Below are 20,550 nucleotides of genomic sequence, written 5' to 3'. Positions count from 1 at the left end.
ATATGACTACAATTACAAAAGACCTCACAAGTCTTTGGGATATAAAACACCGATGATGGTATTAAATGAAAAAAATGTATTTTTGAAACTCTAAGATTGAATGGCCCGAAAAAAAGGGAAGCTTACAGGCTTATGCCCCTTTCATAATGAGAAAACCCCATCGTTTACAGTATCTCCATCAAAGAAAATTTTCAAATGTTTTGGTTGTGGTAAATCTGGGAATAGTATATCGTTTATTAGTGAATTTAAAAAAATATCACATGATAAAGCAATAGAGGATATTGCAACGACTTTTCATATTAGCATACCAACGAGCGCAATTGACGCTAAAGATTTGTATGATGAAGAATCAATAATATCTAAGGTTACTAAACCAATTTTGGACAGCTTTTTATCCCATATTGAATCAGTAAAATCTTTAATGTCATTTGATAAGATTTTACTGGATTTTTGTATAACACAAATTGAGGGACTGAATAATAGAATAAAAGTCAATAAAGAGATAAATATCACGAATGTTCGTTTCTTACCTGAAGCTACTTTGATTCAACTGAGAACTATTAGGCAAAACGACTCTCTTCGTATCCAATATGAATCAATATATAACCAATGTATTGTATTAATCGTTTCTTATTTTACATCTAGTGTTCGAGACTTATTTCGAGATTCAATTAAGTATTATGCAGAGAAAAAACATGAATGTTTGAAAAGCATTAATGCTGAATTAAAATTCACTTTTGAAGAATTGGAGTCATATAATTTTGATTTATCAGAATCAATTGGAGAAATAATCATTAAAAAGAAGAATCTTACATTTCAAGATATGCAAAGTATTTGTAGAGAATTTCAGACATATTTTGGTTTTAAGATTGAAAAAGACAGCGTTGTTGATAATGTTATTTTAGCGCAAGCTTCTAGACACGCTATTGTTCACTCGCTATCTATTGCTGATGAAAAATTTATCAATCAAATATCACAAACACCGGCCAGGACTATTAAACCTTCTATAAGCTTAAATGATGAATTGAAGTTTTCACCAATTGAAATAGAAGAGCTAATGAAAAACATGAGAGAATTTTTAAGTAATATAGAACAAATGTTAATAATAAGATGAAAAACATACCGCTAACTTTGTGTCGGCAAGCCCGCCTGACCCGCTTGCATCAGTCAAGCCGGACGGGCAGGCATCCCGACACTTCGTGTGCGGGACAGGTCGGCGGGGCGTAGTATGTTGACAGGTTCAAGTTGGCTAAAGAATAGAACTTAAATGTACATAACAATAGGGCTTGCCGAATAAATTATATTTGAATTACCATTATTTTCGGGGGCGGGGGTAGGTGCCAGGAGTTATCGGGGGATTTGATATAATTAGTTTTCAATAAGAATTTTACCATAATTTCTACCGGGATTTCTTGTTTCCTATGAAGAAAGCCTCGATATTACATATTTAGATTTGAATTCAATTCGAAAATCAAAAATCGTTGATCGTTAATCTTAAATCGAAAGGAAGTATAAATATTAATGGTAATGCCAAACATTTATGATTACAACCTGAGTTATAACAAAGAATATTAACGTCATAAAGAATCCTGGTTAAATCTTTGTTTTTTTTGTTAATGAATGCATCTAATTTTTTTTGCTTGAGAAAATGTGCTGAGTGCCGTTGCCGAGAGTGAATTCATAATTGTTGTCAATCTCTTTTTACGATTTGATGTTGATGGCCTTCATACAAGCGGGTTTTAAGGTTAATACGCTGTTTGATAGCCCCAGTTAGCTTTGTCTTATAATAAATATTATGTCAAATAGTATTTTAATAATTAAAGGAGATACTCTCTCCTTCAATTATTTTTATTCCAATTTTATAAACCTTTTAAAATATCGTCAATCTCTTTAATTTTATCAAGGTTGCCCTTTCTTGCATAAAGTTGTTTCAAAGTGTACAGGGTGTTTTTATCTTTTTGATTTAATTCGCGGGCTTTTTCCAAAGCCGGAATTGCTTTATCAAGTAAACCGTCTGCTTTTGTTTTTAATTCGTCGTATTTTTGAGTTTCTGTTATAGGAAGTTTATTGGCATCTTCCATAACTTTTGCTGCTGTATTTACATACAACGCTCCGAGATTATAATATGCATCAAAATAATCAGGTTTTATTTCTATAGCTTTGTTATATGATTTTTCAGCTTGTTCAAAATTTCCAAACTCATCCATATTGGCTCCAATGGCAAAATGCAATGAAGGATTGTTGGGGTCTTTCTCTACAGCAAGATTAAGCAAATCTTGTGCTTCTGTGAATTTACCCTGCGATAAATAAATATTTATCTCCCCTATTATCAGATTCAGGTCGTTAGGCATCAATTTTCTTCCTTTTAATATGGTATTCATTGCTTTAACGCTATCACCTTCATTTTTATAGATAGTTGCCAATTGAGTGTAAACAAGTCCTTGTTTTATATTTGCTTTTGTAAGGTCTTCCAGATATGATTTTGCTTTTGCATTATCCTGCATCTGAATAGCGCAAATGGCTGCATAATATGTAGCGATAGTATCTTTTTGGCTGAAAATACCACTTATTTTTCTGCTCATTTCAAACATGGATATGGCTTCGGTAAAATTTTGCTGCTGATAAAAATCAGCGCCTTTGTTGATATACTGTTCTCCCAAAATAAGCAATCCTACTTTCGGGCTGTAAGGCATAAGGCTTTCGTTTTGTATTTCAGGGTCAATTTTTAACGCTTTTTGATAAGCATCATAAGCCACTTGCATTGGGTTTTCCGATAATGCTTTGTATTTCTCGTTATCTGTACCTGTTAAACTCAGGTAAATATTACCACAATAAAACCATGTTTTTGCCTGACCCATTGTTTGTTCATGCACACAGGCTTCGTCAATATTCTGCTTTGCTTTGTCAAGCTGCCCGTTTCTCAAGTAATTATAAGCACTTACTACTTTTGCGTTTTGTGAAAAAACTGCAGCAGAAATTAAAATTACACTGACTGCTAATACTAACTTTTTCATTTTTTTTAATTTATGTGTTGGTTACAAAAATAATTTATTTTTTTATAAACAAGTTCTTTGCCAAAAATTAAATATCCTCATCTTTATCGGTATTTTCTTCTTTTTCATCCCTGTTTTCGTCATTTTCCTTATATTTCTTTATCAGTTCATCGCTTATTTCATCCTTGGCAATACTTTGCGGTTCAACAATGTATGGTTTTTTCTCAGGACTAATATCTGTATGCTCATTGTTTTCACACAGTTCATCTTCACTGTTAATATCCATTTCCACTTTTGCCACAGCTGCAATCGAGTCTTCACGCAGGTCAATCAGGCGGACACCCTGTGTTGCCCTGCCCATCACTCGAAGGTCAGATACGGCCATACGGATGATAATTCCTGATTTATTAATAATCATCAAATCGTTTTTATCCGTAACATTATTTATGGATATCAGGTTCCCGGTTTTATTTGTAATGTTAATGGTTTTCACTCCTTTTCCCCCACGGTTTGTAACCCTGTAATCATCGAGTTTAGAGCGTTTCCCGTAACCGTTTTCAGAAACCACCAGGATATCATAATTGTCGTTTTCAACGCAAATCATGCCTATCACCTCATCATTTTTTCCGGTCAGTGTCATTCCCCTAACGCCTGCTGCATTGCGTCCCATGGGCCTTACTTTAGCCTCGTTGAAACGGATAGCGCGCCCTGATTTTAAAGCCATCAACACCTCATTGGTGCCGTTGGTGAGTTTTGCCTGCAACAGTTCGTCACCTTCCCTGATAGTGATAGCATTGATGCCTGATTGCCTTGGTCTGGAGTAAGCTTCAAGTGTGGTTTTTTTAATTACACCTTTCATGGTACAGAGGATGATGTAATTATTTTTGACATACTCTTTGTCAGTAATATCTTTAATATTAATGTAGGCTTTAACTTTATCATCAGGAGGTATGCTAATCAGGTTTTGTATTGCCCTTCCCTTGGATGTTTTGGTGCCTTCAGGTATTTCGAATACCCTGAGCCAGAAGCATTTTCCTTTTTCGGTAAAAAACAGCATATAGTTATGCATGGAGGCCACAAAGAGGTGTTCCAGAAAATCATCATCCCTGATATCTGAACCCCTGGAGCCCCTGCCCCCTCTGTTCTGGCGCTTGTATTCAACGAGTTGTGTACGTTTGATATATCCCATATGCGAGATGGTGATTACAACCTGTTCATCTGCAATGGTGTCTTCAATTCTGAAGTCGCTGGCAGCATATTCTATTTCAGTTTTAGGCTCGTCACCATATTTTTCTTTTATTTCGAGTAACTCATCCTTGATTATCTTCATCCTTAATGCCACATCCGACAGAATATTTTTCAAATGCTCAATAAGTTTCAGCAGTTCTTCGTATTCTTTTTTAAGGTTATCTCTTTCAAGTCCAACAAGTGCACGCAGGCGCATATCAACAATGGCTCTGGCTTGAACATCAGTTAAGGAAAATCTCTCCATGAGGCCGTTACGGGCTTCTTCCACAGTCTTTGCTGCCCTGATGATGTTAATGACCTCGTCAATATTATCAAGAGCAATCAGCAGGCCTTCAATAATATGAGCGCGTTTTTCAGCCTGTTCAAGGTCGAACTTTGTTCTTCTGATTACAACATCATGACGATGGTTAACGAAATGAGTAATTAACCCCTTTAAGTTTAAGAGCATGGGCCTTCCTTTTACAAGAGCAATGTTGTTAACGCTAAAGGAAGATTGTAAAGGCGTGAATTGATATAATTTATTAATGACAACATTTGAAATAGTATCTTTTTTCAGTTCATACACGATGCGTATCCCGTTTTTATCCGATTCATCACGTATCTCTGTAATGCCTTCTATTTTCTTTTCGTTTACAAGGTCGGCAGTTTTCTTAATCATCTCTGCCTTATTTACCTGATAAGGAATGGAAGTAACGATAAGGTTTTCCCTTCCGTTTTCTTCTTCAACGGTAACTTCTCCGCGTATAACTATCCTGCCTCTCCCTGTTTCATAAGCATCTCTCACGCCTTCGTAGCCATATATTACTCCACCGGTTGGGAAATCAGGTGCTTTGATGAACTTCATCAATTCGGCAATGCTGATTTCATTATTATCAATATAAGCAATGATACCATCCACAACTTCTTTGAGGTTATGAGGTGGCATATTGGTAGCCATACCAACAGCAATCCCTGAAGCTCCGTTAATTAAAAGATTTGGTATTCGTGCTGGCAAAACTGAAGGCTCTTCTAACGAATCGTCAAAATTTAATGTAAAATCCACTGTATTTTTTTCAATATCAGCCAGCATTTCTTCAGCCAATTTCTGAAAACGTGCTTCGGTATATCGCATAGCAGCAGGGCTGTCACCGTCAATAGAGCCAAAATTACCCTGTCCGTCAATAAGTGGATAACGCAACGACCATTCCTGTGCCATGCGCACCATGGCATCATACACTGATGTATCACCATGTGGGTGATATTTTCCAAGCACCTCCCCTACTATTCTTGCAGATTTTTTATAAGGCTTTCCTGCTAAAATGCCCAAATCATACATGCCATACAATACCCTTCTGTGAACCGGCTTCAATCCATCCCTGATGTCCGGTAAGGCTCTGGATACAATAACCGACATTGAATAATCAATGTATGCGGTTTTCATTTGGTCCTCAATATTTACTTTGATAATGTTTTCTAGTTCTTCCATAGCTACAACTCTCTCATTTTTAGATAATTAGATTTTTTTAAAGTTTAACGAAGATACAACTTTTTTCCCAAATAAAAACAGTTTATTTTCAATATTATTACTAACATTTTTCTGTTGAAAAGTAACATCATCAAAATGCTTGTAAACACACGTACTTAGTTAATTTTGACAATGTAATTTTTTTTTATAACTTTGAAAATAAATATTAACTAAGATGGACTCAAAATTTTCGCAACAGGTACAGGACATATTTCAATACAGTAAGGAAGAAGCTATCCGGCTGGGGAATGATTATGTGGGCGTAGAACATTTGTTTCTTGGATTAATGCGGGAAAGCAACGGATTGGCTATGAAGGTGTTACGTGCACTTCATTGCAACATGAATGAAATTAAACATGCTATAGAACACACAATAAAAACTTCAAGGGAGATTGACAAAAATGCTGATATCCCTCTTAGTAAGCAGGCCGATAAAGTCATGAAATTCTCTTACCTTGAGACCAAAATTTTTAAAACAGAATTAGTTGGAACAGAGCATTTATTGCTAGCGATACTTAAAGACGAATCAAATCTTGCTACTCAAATAATTGAAAAGCATGGTATAGATTATAACATGGTAAAACAAGGTGTCATGAATTTTATTGAAGATGGTGGAGCTGATTTTAACCCGAGAAATGATATACCAAATAATCCGGGAAGCGATGACCCTGATGAAGGTTTTTTTGGAGGAGAATCGAAAAAAGCAGGAGACCCTAAATCAAAAACCCCTACCCTTGACAATTTTGGCAGGGATTTGACACGTCTTGCGGAAGAAGATAGATTAGACCCTGTTGTGGGAAGAGAAAGAGAACTTGAACGTATTGCGCAAATATTAAGTCGCAGAAAGAAAAACAACCCTGTACTCATCGGGGAAGCTGGTGTTGGCAAAACAGCAATCGCAGAAGGGCTGGCTTTGCGAATTATAAAACGCAAAGTATCCAGGGCTTTATTCGACAAACGAATAGTCACTCTTGACCTTGCCTCTCTGGTGGCAGGGACAAAATACCGCGGACAATTTGAAGAACGTATGAAAGCGGTGCTTAATGAACTTGAGAAAAACGACGATATCATCATCTTTATTGATGAGATACATACTATTGTCGGTGCAGGCGGAGCATCAGGTTCTCTTGACGCTTCCAATATGTTCAAGCCTGCCCTGGCAAGAGGAGATATTCAATGTATTGGCGCTACAACACTTGATGAATACAGGCAATATATTGAAAAAGACGGAGCACTGGAGAGAAGGTTTCAGAAAGTGCTTGTAGAACCAACCACACCTGATGAAACCATTGAAATACTTCATAATATCAAAGACAGGTATGAAAAACACCATCTGGTAAAATATTCTGATGAAGCTATCAAGGCTTGTGTTCAACTAACAGCCCGATATATCAGCGACCGCTGCCTTCCCGATAAAGCCATTGATGCCCTTGATGAAGCCGGTGCCAGAGTTCATATTACCAATATTCATGTTCCGGAAAATATTTTAAAGATAGAAACAAAAATTGAGGAAGTTAAAAACCTGAAGCGTAAATCCATAGAAATGCAGCAGTATGAGGAAGCTGCCAAGCACCGCGATTTGGAAAGGTCTCTGCAAAATGAGCTTGATGCTGCCAAAAAAAGCTGGTTTGACGAAAGCCAGCAGCATATGGAAACAGTTACAGAAGAAAATGTTGCAGAGGTTGTGGCTATGATGACCGGAGTTCCTATGCAGCGTATTGCCCAGAATGAAGGTACCCGCCTTATTAATATGGAAGATGAACTTAAACGTCAGGTTATTGGTCAGGATGAGGCCATAAAAAAAGTTGTTAAAGCCATACGCCGAAATAGAGCCGGGCTGAAAGACCCCAACAAACCTATCGGCACTTTTATTTTCTTGGGTCCCACTGGCGTTGGCAAGACTTACCTTGCAAAAGTGCTTTCCAAATATCTCTTTGACTCTGATGATGCTCTGATACGTATTGACATGAGTGAATATATGGAAAAGTTTGCTGTTTCAAGGCTGATTGGAGCGCCTCCCGGATATGTTGGTTATGAAGAAGGCGGTCAGTTGACAGAAAAAATCAGGCGCAAACCCTATTCTGTTGTATTGCTTGACGAAATTGAGAAAGCACACCCCGATGTATTTCATCTTTTGTTACAAGTACTTGACGACGGATTACTTACCGACAGTTTTGGCAGAAAAGTAGATTTTAAAAATACCATCGTCATCATGACCTCCAACATTGGTTCAAGGCAGCTGAAAGAATTCGGGGAAGGCGTTGGGTTTCAGACATCAGCGAAAATGTCGAACAAAGCAGGATATGCCAGAAGTATTATTGAAAATGCCCTAAAAAAAGCCTTTGCTCCGGAATTTCTTAACAGAATTGACGATGTTATCATCTTTGAAGATATAAAACGCGAAGATATCCACCGTATCATTGATATTGAACTTTCTTATGTTGAGCAAAGGATTAAAAGCCTCGGTTATAAATTAAAAGTGCTTACAAAAGCCAAAGATTTTATCATTGACAAGGGATGGGACCCGAACTTCGGCGCCAGACCTTTGAAGAGAGCTATACAAAAATACATCGAAGATGCTCTTGCAGAGGAAATTATTAGATCAAGCTTAAAAGATGGCGATATTATCACGGTGGATTATAATGCAAAAAAAGAAGATGTGGAAATAAAAATCAGCGATGCAAAAAAAGCTGATAAGAAATCAACCTTATAGATTTTTTATAATTTTTGCTAAAAAAAAACGCCCATAATAATAAGGGCGTTTTTTTATTACTTAGTTGCAAAATTATTCGCTTTTTTCCTCTGGTTTGGCTTCAGTTTTATCTTCTGCTTTTTCTTCTTTTTTGCTTTCTTTTGCTTTATAGCGTTTTTCAAATTTTTCCCTTTCACTCTGCTCCATATCCGATTTAAGGTTTGCCAGAGCTTCTATGTCGCCAAGAGTAGTTTTTTCCATATTATCTTTCAACTTTTTAACTACTTTTTTAGTGGCAGCATCTTTTGTTTTCTTTTCTGTTGCTTCTTTGACTTTTTCAGCATTAATGAGGTCTTGCCATGTCTTGGAATGTGAAAGAAGTATTTTCTTATTTTCTTTCGAGAATTCAAGAACTTTAAATTCTATGGTTTCGTCTGTGCGCGCCGAAGTGTTATCCTGTTTAAGTAAATGGCGTGCAGGAGCAAAACCTTCAACCCCATAGGGCAATGATACAACTGCGCCCTTGTCATTAGAGCTTACAATGGTGCCTTTATGGATACTGTCTATGCTGAATACTGTTTCAAAAACGTCCCAGGGGTTTTCTTCGAGTTGTTTGTGTCCCAGGCTTAGACGACGGTTTTCTGTATCCACTTCAAGAACTACCACTTCAATTTTTTCTCCGATTTTGGTAAATTCCGCAGGGTGTTTAATTTTTTTCGACCAGGAAAGGTCAGAAATGTGTATAAGACCGTCAACGCCTTCTTCCAGTTCAACAAAGATTCCAAAATTCGTAAAATTGCGAACTGTGGCCTCATGGTGGGAATTAACAGGATATTTGGCTGCAATATTTGCCCATGGGTCGGGAATAAGTTGTTTTATGCCAAGAGACATTTTACGTTCTTCACGGTCAATAGTCAAAATCACAGCTTCGATTTCATCATTCACTTTCAGGAAATCATGTGCTGTACGGAGATGCTGAGACCACGACATTTCGGACACATGGATAAGCCCTTCCACACCCTTAGTAATCTCGATAAATGCACCATAATCTGCAATTACAACTACTTTTCCTTTTACCTTGTCACCTACCTTTAGGTTTGCATCCAGCGAATCCCAAGGATGAGGAGTTAATTGCTTAAGACCTAAAGCAATACGTTTTTTACCTTCGTCGAAGTCAAGGATAACCACATTAATTTTTTCGTCAAGTGTAACTATTTCTTCAGGGTGGTTGATGCGGCCCCATGAGAGGTCGGTAATGTGAATAAGCCCGTCAACACCTCCTAGGTCAATAAATACTCCATAAGAAGTGATGTTTTTGACAGTTCCTTCAAGTACCTGCCCTTTTTCGAGTTTGGCTATAATCTGTGATTTCTGCTGTTCGAGTTCGTCTTCGATAAGAGCTTTATGAGAAACGACAACATTCTTGAATTCGTTGTTCACCTTCACCACCTTGAACTCCATGTTTTTGCCTACAAAAATGTCATAATCACGTATTGGTTTTACATCTATTTGTGAGCCGGGTAGGAATGCTTCTATACCAAAAATATCCACAATGAGGCCACCTTTGGTGCGGCATTTTACAAAACCTGTAATGATTTCATCTTTTTCAAGAGCTTCGTTCACACGTTCCCATGCTTTGAGCAGTTTGGCTTTTTTATGTGAAAGAATAAGCTGTCCGGTAAGGTTTTCCTGGCTTTCAACATATACTTCAACTTTATCTCCAAGTTTTAAATCGTCCATGTATCTGAATTCATTTAATGAAATAACAGCATCCGATTTGAAACCTATGTTTACCACAACTTCACGGTTATTCATTCCAACGATGGTTCCTTCCACCACTTCTTGTTCTACAATAGAACTCATGGTTTTTTCATAAATATCTTCGAGTTTTTTACGCTCATTTGAAGAGTAGTTGTCGTGCTTCTTTCCAATGGTTTCCCAGTCAAAATTTTCAGGAGCTACATGGTCATTTTTTTTCGGTTTTTCTTTTTCCTCCTGAACTTTCGCCTCAGGTTCTTCCATGTGTTTTTCTTCCGGAGTTTCTTCAGTTAATTCATTCACTTCCATTTCGTCAGAAAATTGTTCTTTTGTCTCTGCAATGGGAGCTTCTTCTGTAGAGCTTTCTGCCTCTACTTCTGTTTCGTTGATAATCTCTTCCCGTTTAGGTTCAACATTTTCCTGGTCGCCCAGATTTGTTTCTTCGTTCATTGTTTTTTTTGATTTGTATGCCTGTAACTATCTTACAGACAGGGGTTAATAATTCCGTTAATTATCATTAAATTAAATGGGGTACAAAGATACTATTAATAATGAGATTATAAAAGGTTTATAGAAAAATATTATTTGAAAAGCTATTGCGAATAAATATTTCCGTTATTTACACAAGACATACTAATTTTGCTAAAATATAATTGTAAAATTATGGACAAAATGCTCTTAAAAGTAAATTCCCTTGCAAATAGCCATTCCTCTTATACATCTCATATTTTATCGCAGCTCATCAAAGCAAAATCACTCAGCGGGCAAGAAAAGGAAGTGGCCGGAGTCATGAAGAAACAAATGCAGGAAGCAGGTTTCGATGAAGTATTTATTGATGGCCTGGGAAATGTCATCGGCAGGATTGGCAATGGCAAACGCATTCTTGCATTTGACGGACATATTGATACGGTGGATACAGGTAATATCAGCAACTGGTCATTTGACCCGTATTGCGGCCACATCAGAGATGGCTATGTTCATGGCCGTGGCAGCGTTGACCAGAAAGGCGGGCCGGCTGCCTTTATCACAGCCGGGAAAATACTGAAGGAACTGAACTATGATAAAGATGTTACGATATATTTTATAGGCAGTGTGATGGAAGAAGATTGCGACGGGCTTTGCTGGAAGTACATAATTGAAGAAGATAATATAAAACCCAACCTTGTAATAAGTACTGAACCTACTAACCTTAATATTTATCGTGGCCACCGAGGACGTATGGAGATTGAGGTGAGTTTCAGGGGAAAGTCCTCGCATGGTTCGGCACCTGAACGCGGCATTAATGCCATTTATATGGCTTCGAAAACATGCCTTGAAATAGAAAAACTTAATGAACGAATAACAAGTGATGATTTTCTTGGCAAGGGTTCGGTTACCGTTTCGGAATTTGTTTCCGGGAGCCCTTCGTTATGTGCTGTTGCCGATTATGCGAAGATACATCTCGACAGGCGCCTCACCTGGGGAGAAACCAAAGAAACAGCTATGGCCGAAATAAATCAAATCATCAAAGGAATGGATGCCGAAGCCAGGGTTTTGTATTACAACGGGAAAGCATACACAGGCAAAGACTACGGAATGGAAAAGTACTTTCCAACATGGAAAATTGATGAATCACATGTCTCCGTAAAAACAGCTGTTGAAGCTTTTGAACATGTATTTGGTAAGAAACCTTTTATTGACAAATGGACTTTTTCAACCAATGGAGTTACTATAAATGGATTGTATAAAATACCTGTTATCGGCTTTGGTCCGGGTAATGAAGCCCTGGCGCATGCCCCCGATGAAAAAGTTCCTGTCAGCGATTTAGTTGATGCTTCCGCATTTTATGCCGCTTATGCTATGTTGTTTTAAAAATTACACCTATGAATAAAATCCATGAGTTAATTTCTGAATTGAAAAAATACAAGACCGGTTTATTTGGGAAAGATTTTTTACTTACGTGGGATAAAACACATGATGAGTTGCAGGCTATTTTGCTTATAGCCGAGATTCTTAAGGATATGCGTAACAAAAATATCTCTCCGCGGGTTTTTGATTCCGGCCTTGCCATTTCCAATTTCCGTGACAATTCAACGCGTACACGCTTCTCTTTTGCATCTGCCTGTAATTTGCTAGGTCTTGCTGTGCAGGATTTGGATGAAGTCAAATCACAGATTGCTCACGGGGAAACCGTCAGGGAAACTGCTAACATGATTTCTTTTCTATCAGATGTCATTGGCATACGCGACGATATGTTTCTTGGTAAAGGGCACACTTATATGTTGGAAGTAGCCATAGCCCTTAATGAGGGTTTTAAAAAGAAGGTGCTCCCCTCCCGCCCTGTCATCATCAACTTGCAATGCGATATTGACCACCCGACACAATCCATGTCCGATTTGCTTCATTTGAAAAAATATTTCGGTTCTCTGGAAAACCTTAAAGGAAAGAAAATAGCGATGACATGGGCCTATTCTCCAAGTTACGGCAAGCCTTTATCCGTACCTCAGGGTATCATCGGGCTGATGACACGTTTTGGAATGCACGTGGAACTTGCACATCCTGAAGGTTATGATCTTATCCCTGAAGTACTTGATATTGCAAGAAAAAATGCCAGGAAAAGCGGTGGCAATTTTTATGTTACAAACGATATAAAAAAAGCATTTAAAAATGCTGATATTGTATATCCTAAAAGCTGGGCGCCATACACGGTGATGCAAAAAAGAACAGAGCTTTTACTCAAAAAAAATGCCGCAGGTTTGGATGAACTTGAGAAACATTGTCTTGAAAATAATGCAAAATATAAACACTGGGAATGTAATGCAGATATTATAAAACTTACAAAAAATGGCAAAGCGCTTTATATGCATTGCCTGCCTGCCGACATATCATCTGTTTCGTGCAAAGAAGGCGAAGTATCTAAAGCTGTTTTTGAAAAACACAGAATACCTACTTATATTGAGGCCGGATACAAACCCTATATTATAGCTGCGATGATTTTTTCCGGTATAATTAAAAATGTCCCTGAAATGCTCGAAGAAATTCTTAAGAAAAGCCCCATGAGAAAAGCCCAATAATGTTTTATATACCTGTTTTTTTTATCTAACAATCTGAAAAGTATCAAGTTGTAGTTAATTTATAGTTAACTTTTAATATGATAAGTATAATAAACTAATTTTGTCATCAAAATATATTTATTGGTCATTACATAAAAAGAAAATTATGAGAAAATTTTTCACACTATTGACTTTACTTTCGATTACAGCCATAGGCTTTGCCCAACAACCCAAAAGCCATCGAATGATTTTAATGGAAGAATTTTCCAATGCTTCATGCGGCCCTTGCGCTGCTACTAATCCGGGGTTTAATGCCCTTCTGGATGCCAATGCAAACAAAGTTATTCCTATCAAATACCAGTGGGACTTCCCCGGGTTCGACCCAATGAATCAACAAAACCCCACTGAAGTTGATGTAAGAATATCATATTACAGTATAAATTCCGTTCCAAAAGCTGTCATGGATGGTACTCTCAATACACACCCTTCAAATATAAATCAAACAACAATTAATAACGAATCTGTTGTCCCATCACCGTTTGTAATGACTCTTACACATTATTTATCTGATGATAAAGACTCTATTTTTATTAAATGTGTTTTTGAAGCCACAGAAGCAATAACTATGACTACACCTAAATGCCATGTTGCCATCACAGAGCAGGAAATCCATTTTGCTTCAGCACCCGGCGCCAATGGTGAAAAGGACTTTTTTGAAGTTATGAGAAAAATGCTTCCTAACGCAAGCGGAACAACCATAGCAACCAACTGGACAATCGGAGAAAAAGACAGCCTGATGTTTGCAGTAGCATTGCCAGCATACATTTATGACTTAACTGAAGTTGCTGTGGTTGCATGGATACAGGATAATGCCAATAAAAGCGTTAAGCAGGCAGCATACAGTATGCCTATTCCTTTTTTAGTTGATGGCTCTTTGGAAAAATTAAGCAACATAATATTTTTACAATGTATCTCAACCATCTCTCCTAAAATTCTTATAAAAAATAAAGGTAGTGAAGCACTTACTAAACTAAACATTCACTATAAAATTGATAATAATCCCGAAGATAGTATCATCTGGACTGGTGTTCTCGACCATAAGGACACAACAAGCATAACATTTCCAACCTTAACTTCCATAGAGGGCTCGCATGATTTTACTGCATATATTTTCAGGGCAAATGATACTATTGATAACAGCCATAAAAGTGACACTGTAAAAGCCAAATTTAGTATTGTTGGAACATATTATTCAATACCTTTTGCTGAAGGATTTCAAGCTCCTGCTTTTCCACCTGAAAATTTTATAATCAACAATGCAACAAATGATACTTATACATGGCAAAAAGCAACAGTAGGTGCATGGGGAACAAACAACGCTTCAGCAAAATTGATGTTTTATTATATTTCATCTGGTTATGATGAATTATTTTGTACACCTCTAAATTTTTCTTCACTTACTTCCCTTGGACTAACATTTGATGTGGCTCACGCAAGATATTCAACTTCCTACACCGATAAACTTGAAGTATTTGTATCTCTCAATTGTGGTAAAACATGGACAAGCGTTTATAACAAATCCGGTTCTACCCTGGCAACAGCTCCAAATACCAATAGCTCATTTGTCCCTACTGCAAGCCAGTGGAGAAATGAGTTTGTAAATTTAAGTGCTTATGTGGGGCAGCCTGAAGTTTTAATTAAATTTAAAGGCACTAGCGGATACGGCAATAACCTTTACATTGATAATATCAATATTACTGTTGAAGCCGGTATAGAGACTAGTAACATGGATGCAGAAATTGCCATTTATCCTAATCCAGCAAACGACATTATAAATATTTCAAATGCTGAAAATGCTTTTCTTGCAGTTTATGACCTCATGGGCAAACTGATTTTATCTGAAGAAAATATTAATTTAAATCATTCCATTGATGTTTCAGGGTTTGCAAAAGGTTCTTACATTATCAGAATTGTAAAAGAAGATAAAGTATTCAGTAGTAAAATAACAATACTTAAATAAACATTTTCTGTTATTATTCAAAACCTCGTGGTAAATTTGCTGCGGGGTTTTTTATTTACTTATATTATGAAAAATTACTTTTTTGCTGTTTTTCTTTCTGTTATTACCTGCTTCGGATATACTCAGAATGAAGATTCTCTTATTATCAGGAAAATATTTACCGAAGCGCTTACAAATTATACTTCATACAATAAATTATCTTTTCTCTGTAAAGAAATAGGCGGGCGCATCGGGGGGGCACCTCAATCCATTGAAGCCGTGTATTGGGCAAAAAAAACCCTTGCCGAATATGGAGCCGATACCGTTTATTTACAAGACCTAAAAGTAAGAAACTGGAAACGTGGCGAAAAAGAAACCTGCATAGTCAAAACATCATTAGCTCCTGAAAAAAATCTTTCGGTATGCGCATTGGGTGGTTCTGTTGGGACCGGCAAAAAAGGAATCAGCGCAAAAGTAGTGGAAGTTAAAAATTTTGATGAATTGAAATTACTGGGAAAAGATAAAATTGAAGGAAAAATAGTGTTTTTCAACCGTGCTGCTGACCCCTCTACTTATTCTACTTTTCCTGCTTATGGAGGTGCTGCAAACCAACGTGTTCACGGCGCTGCTTACGCAGCCAGATATGGTGCTGTGGCAGCTATTAGCCGTTCACTAACCCTTGCTTACCATGATTATCCCCATACGGGCATCATGTATTATAATGACAGTATAAAAAAAATTCCTGCATTTGCTATTAGCACAATAAGTGCCGACCTGCTCAGTGAATTTCTAAAGAATGATACAGCTCTGACAATTTTTTTAAAATCAGGTTGCTTTGAAAATGAGGATACAACATCATATAATGTTATCGGAGAATTAAAAGGCAGTGAACATCCTGAGGAAATTATTGTTGTCAGTGCTCATATTGATGCCTGGGATAACGGTGAAGGAGCGCACGATGACGGAGCTGGTGTTGTTCAGGCTATGGAGGTGCTTAGGATTTTTAAAAGTTTAGGAATTAAACTAAAACGTACCCTTCGTGTGGTTCATTTCATGGATGAAGAAATGGCACAGAGAGGTGGACGTAAATATGCAAGTGTCGTCGAAGAAAAAAATGAAAAACATATAGCCGCCATTGAATCCGATTGCGGAGGTTTTACGCCACAAGGGTTTTGCTTCGAAAATGGAGCCAATATCAAAGGCCTCATTGAAAAATGGAAACCCTTGCTTATAGAATATGGTTTGTGGTTATTCATCGAAGGACATTCAGCAGTTGATATTGGCATTATGAAAAATCTGAAATTCCCTCTTTTTGGCTTAATGACCGATTCTCAAAGGTATTTTGACCATCAGCATGCTCCAACCGACGTGTTCGAAGCGGTGAACAAGCGTGAATTACAGCTAGGAGCGGCATCTATGGCCGCATTGGTTTATTTATTAGATAAATACGCTTTATAAAATAATATAACATGATAAAAAAAATAATATTCATTGTTTTAAGTGTATTGCTTGGTTTGGTTTTTATTCTATCAGGGCTAAGCAAACTTTTCCCTATTGAGCTTTTTGAGCTGACATTCATTGACCTTGGATTTGCCGGTTGGCAAACGGCACCTTTTATTTCACGCCTGTTTATTGCCGCGGAGTTTTTTCTCGGCATCATGCTGATATTAAATATCCGAATGAGAAAGTTTACTTTGAAAGCCACTATTGTGATGCTGTTAATATTTACAGTTTACCTTATTATAATATTAATTTCCGAAGGCAATAAAGGCAACTGCAAATGCTTTGGAGATATTCTGGTCATGACACCTCTTGAATCCATCATTAAAAATATTATCATGATTGTCGTTGCTTTTGTGCTGTATATTTTTCATCCAAACTTTAAATATCGCTTCCAAACACTACTTATTATACTCGGAGTTCTCTCCTCTGTTTCACTCCCATATATTATCAACCCTCCTGATTTCATTGTTTCTTATCAGCAGAGCCCTGAAAGCACCGGTTATAAAATAAACCTTGACACGCTTTATTCAAGCAATGATATTGTTAAACCAGAAGTGGATTTAAGAAAAGGGAAACACATTATTTCGTTCATGAGCCTGAGATGCCGGCACTGCAAAATTGCTGCATATAAAATGCATATTATGCATAAACAAAACCCTGCGATTCCTTTTTACTTAATATTAAATGGAAAAACCAATGATTTACAAACTTTTTTTGATGAAACAAAAACAACAGATATCCCTCACATGATATTGCTGGGAGAGCGTTTCCGTAAACTTGCAGGTTACAGTTTGCCTTCCATTTTATATATAAACAACACATTTGTAGAAAAAAAAGTAAACTATATCAGCATGGGTTATAAAGAAATAATTGAATGGCTAAAATAACAAGCCTATAATTATTATTAGTTATTACTTATTTTTAAAAAATGTGTAAATTTGCATTAAATTAAAATTTAAAACAAAATGAGAAAAGTAATTTTTATAATCGGTATCGTTTTTTTAGCTGTTATGGCAACATCATGCGTTAAAAACAGGGTTTGTAAATGCACATCCGCCATAAATCCAACTGCTAACGAAAATTTTATTTACGAAATGGAAGATAAGACCAGTGCTGAAGCAAACTGTGAAAACGAACAGTTTCAGGGCAGGGTTACTAAAGCTACAGATTATACCTGTGTTTTAGAATAATATCATAAATATTACACACGTAACCTGCTTTATTATGAAAATAAGGCAGGTTATGTTTTTACTCTAATGAAGCAATTGTTTGGCTGTTTTTATGGAAGCATCCGTAATTTTATTGCCGCTAAGCATAGTTGCAAGAACATCAATCCTCTCTTCTTTGGTTAGAACTTTCATATGAGTAAAGGTTGATTTTTCATCTTCAGTTTTGAAAACCTGATAATGATAGTCGCTTTTACCTGCTATTTGAGGTAAATGAGTTATTGCTATCACCTGCATATCTTTTGAAAGCTCTTTCATAATGGAGCCGGTCTTTGAGGCTATTTCGCCGGATACGCCGCTATCGATCTCATCGAAAATAATGGTTGGCAAGAGTTTTTTTCTTGAGATTAGAGATTTAATTGCCAACATAAGTCGTGACTGTTCCCCTCCAGAAGCAATACGTTCAAATTCTTTCAGTTCGGAGCCTTTATTGGCACTGAAAGTAAAACTAATCTCATCTAACCCATTTTCTTTCATAAACCCCGATTGAATGCACTGTATTTTTATTCTCGCGTTAGGAATGCCTAACATCTGAAGCATGTTCACAAGTTTTTGTTCAATTTCGGGGAATACTGCCTTGCGGGCCGAAGAAATTTTTTCAGCAGATTTCTGTAATTCGTTTTCTTTTGAAGTAATTTTTTTCTTAAGTTTTTCAATGTCTCCTTCCAGCGAAGCAATATGTTGCAATTTACTATCTAATTCATTTTTTATGTCAATCAATTCTTTCACAGAGGATACTTTGTGTTTTTGCTGTAAACGATATATTTCGCTAAGACGCTGGCTTACGGTTTCAAGTCTTTCCGGGTTGAAGAATATTTTTCCCTCTGTGTGTTCCAATTCTGAAACAATATCCTTCAACTCAATATTCAGGCTTTGCATTCTTTTGGAATTCTCTTCCAGGCTAATATCAAATTTTGATAAAGATGCTATCTGTTGCTGAATATTAACAAGTTGTTGCAGAATATTATTTTCTTCCTGATTCAGAGCATAAAGAGTCTTTGTCAATGTAGATTTTATTAGTTCAACATTGTTGAGCATCTCAAGTTCCTGCTCAAGGCTTGGTTGCTCGTTTTCCTTCAATGCTGACTGTTCGAGTTCGTTATATAAAAAATTAAAAAAATCTGCTTCGTTTTTAGATTTCTGTTCTAAATCCATCAGGCGTACTAATTCATTTTTTATTTCGTTGCTTGCTGCGAACTCCTCTGCATGCTTCCTGACCTTATCGGAAATGCCTGCATAATCATCTATGGCAAGCATCTGAAAATCCATGGTGTTTATCATGCGTGTCTGATGCTGTGAATGTACGTCCACTAGTTTGTCGCCAAGTTCTTTCAGTTGTGCCAGAGATGCAGGAGTGTCGTTTATAAAAGACCTTGATTTGCCTTCAGGATTGATTTCCCTGCGAAGTATCAGCGTTGTGTCAAAATCCAATCCTTGAAATGTGAAAAAATCTGCTGCAAAACCTTTTTCAACAAAAAAAATTGCTTCAATGATGCATTTGCGTTTTTTATCAGTCAGTACCTGAGCGTCTGCTCTTTGCCCCAATATTAAGGAAAAAGCTCCTAATATTATTGACTTCCCCGCCCCTGTCTCTCCTGTAACAACAGAGAATCCGGGATAAAATTCTGCCTCCAGGTTGTCAATCAAGGCATAGTTTGAAATGTGAAGCGTCTTAAGCATAGTACGCTTTACTTTACATTTAGAATTTTTGTATTATAATCGTTGGAATGGGCAGGATCAATATCTTTAAGAATATTCACAATACGAGGTTTGTCTGTAGCTGCAGCTTGGGAAAAAAGGCTGATAATCTCATCCCTCTTGGTGTCCATGAAAACATTGGCGTAATAAAGGTTGGGGGTTTGTTTTACTACATATTGCATTTTTTCCATAGCAGTAATAACTGAATTAGTTCCATTTACCATATTTTCTTTCATGTTATCAAACCCTTTGAGGTGATAAAAGTATAAACATTCTCGAAAACCTCCATAAGAGTCATTCAGGAGGTTTTCAACAAGCCAGTACCTGTTTTTTCTGCTTTCGAAAGACTTCCAACCTTTATCGGCTGTGTTTTGTGCAAGGGTAACTATATTCTGAGCTTTTGTGTAATAAGGGACTCCGGCTTTCATCGAATAAGAATCAAAATCAAGTCCAATAATAATATATGCATAATATGCAATCAGCGCAGTAAGGTTTGAATAAAAATTGTTATCATCATAGTCAAGTGTCTGGTTCTGAATGTACTTAAAAGAAATGTCTTTATCAAGTAAGTTTAACATAGGGGAATTATACGAAGTATTAAATATTGGGCGGCGTGACTGCACCTGTAATGTACCCTTAAAGTCAACATCAGAGCTTCTTTCAGTGATGTTAAAGAAAAAAGTGCATTCAATTTTTTCTTCCTGCCTGTAGTTATAATTCGTCCATTTTCTGTTATTGAGAAACTCCCTTATAGCCGTTTGCATAGTTTCAAAAACTGTTTTGTCCGAACCGCTTATTTGTGATGAATTTACACTAACATTACAAAACAATTCCTGAGCATGGACGAAAAAAGATAATTGCAAAATGATAATTAAAAATACGATAGTTTTTCTCATG

Annotated in this window: 13 protein-coding genes; 8 read left to right on the top strand and 5 right to left on the bottom strand. The window is 36.8% G+C overall.

Features of this window, described 5'->3' with window-relative positions; all coding sequences use genetic code 11:
- The first annotated feature begins 100 nt into the window (after positions 1-100).
- Positions 101-1,114 carry a CHC2 zinc finger domain-containing protein gene (locus M0R16_08595; protein ID MCK9612946.1) on the top strand — a complete coding sequence of 338 codons (1,014 nt, stop codon included), beginning with the start codon at positions 101-103 and terminating at the stop codon, positions 1,112-1,114.
- A gap of 745 nt (positions 1,115-1,859) precedes the next feature.
- Here M0R16_08595 and M0R16_08590 read toward each other — a convergent pair.
- Both M0R16_08590 and gyrA read right to left on the bottom strand, forming a co-directional pair.
- Positions 1,860-3,014, bottom strand: a complete 1,155-nt coding sequence (locus M0R16_08590) for a tetratricopeptide repeat protein (GenBank protein MCK9612945.1) — start codon at positions 3,012-3,014, stop codon at positions 1,860-1,862.
- A 67-nt stretch (positions 3,015-3,081) separates the two neighbouring features.
- Positions 3,082-5,706 (bottom strand): DNA gyrase subunit A, encoded by a 2,625-nt coding sequence (gene gyrA, locus M0R16_08585; GenBank protein MCK9612944.1) that lies wholly within the window; start codon positions 5,704-5,706, stop codon positions 3,082-3,084.
- A 214-nt stretch (positions 5,707-5,920) separates the two neighbouring features.
- On the opposite strand from gyrA, the gene M0R16_08580 reads away from it, so the two are divergent.
- A complete protein-coding gene (locus tag M0R16_08580; GenBank protein ID MCK9612943.1) occupies positions 5,921-8,458 on the top strand; it encodes an ATP-dependent Clp protease ATP-binding subunit in 2,538 nt (845 codons plus the stop codon).
- A 72-nt stretch (positions 8,459-8,530) separates the two neighbouring features.
- Here M0R16_08580 and rpsA read toward each other — a convergent pair whose 3' ends face one another.
- A complete protein-coding gene (gene rpsA / locus M0R16_08575; protein MCK9612942.1) occupies positions 8,531-10,459 on the bottom strand; it encodes a 30S ribosomal protein S1 in 1,929 nt (642 codons plus the stop codon).
- A gap of 408 nt (positions 10,460-10,867) precedes the next feature.
- Between rpsA and M0R16_08570 the strand changes: the two genes are divergently transcribed.
- The 6 genes from M0R16_08570 (at position 10,868) to M0R16_08545 (ending at position 17,919) form a co-directional block, all read left to right on the top strand.
- On the top strand, positions 10,868-12,046 hold the full coding sequence (locus M0R16_08570) for a YgeY family selenium metabolism-linked hydrolase (protein MCK9612941.1): 1,179 nt from the start codon (positions 10,868-10,870) through the stop codon (positions 12,044-12,046).
- An 11-nt stretch (positions 12,047-12,057) separates the two neighbouring features.
- The gene (gene ygeW / locus M0R16_08565; GenBank protein MCK9612940.1) at positions 12,058-13,248 is read left to right on the top strand and encodes a knotted carbamoyltransferase YgeW; all 1,191 of its coding nucleotides are present in this window, start codon (positions 12,058-12,060) and stop codon (positions 13,246-13,248) included.
- Positions 13,249-13,393: 145 nt separating this feature from the next.
- On the top strand, positions 13,394-15,247 hold the full coding sequence (locus M0R16_08560; protein ID MCK9612939.1) for a T9SS type A sorting domain-containing protein: 1,854 nt from the start codon (positions 13,394-13,396) through the stop codon (positions 15,245-15,247).
- A gap of 66 nt (positions 15,248-15,313) precedes the next feature.
- Complete coding sequence (locus tag M0R16_08555; GenBank protein ID MCK9612938.1) at positions 15,314-16,684, top strand: M20/M25/M40 family metallo-hydrolase; 1,371 nt, start codon at positions 15,314-15,316, stop codon at positions 16,682-16,684.
- Positions 16,685-16,695: 11 nt separating this feature from the next.
- Positions 16,696-17,616, top strand: a complete 921-nt coding sequence (locus tag M0R16_08550; GenBank protein ID MCK9612937.1) for a DoxX family protein — start codon at positions 16,696-16,698, stop codon at positions 17,614-17,616.
- A 78-nt stretch (positions 17,617-17,694) separates the two neighbouring features.
- Entirely contained in the window at positions 17,695-17,919 is a 225-nt protein-coding gene (locus M0R16_08545; GenBank protein MCK9612936.1) for a hypothetical protein, read from the top strand.
- 63 nt (positions 17,920-17,982) lie between these two features.
- Here M0R16_08545 and recN read toward each other — a convergent pair whose 3' ends face one another.
- Entirely contained in the window at positions 17,983-19,635 is a 1,653-nt protein-coding gene (gene recN / locus M0R16_08540) for a DNA repair protein RecN (protein ID MCK9612935.1), read from the bottom strand.
- A gap of 8 nt (positions 19,636-19,643) precedes the next feature.
- The gene (locus M0R16_08535) at positions 19,644-20,549 is read right to left on the bottom strand and encodes a DUF4835 family protein (protein ID MCK9612934.1); all 906 of its coding nucleotides are present in this window, start codon (positions 20,547-20,549) and stop codon (positions 19,644-19,646) included.
- Position 20,550: the final 1 nt, after the last annotated feature.

Source organism: Bacteroidales bacterium, from assembly GCA_023228145.1.
Taxonomy (GTDB): Bacteria; Bacteroidota; Bacteroidia; order Bacteroidales; family CAIWKO01; genus CAIWKO01.
Note: the sequence above shows the minus strand (reverse complement) of the source record. Positions and strands in the feature narration are given on the sequence as shown.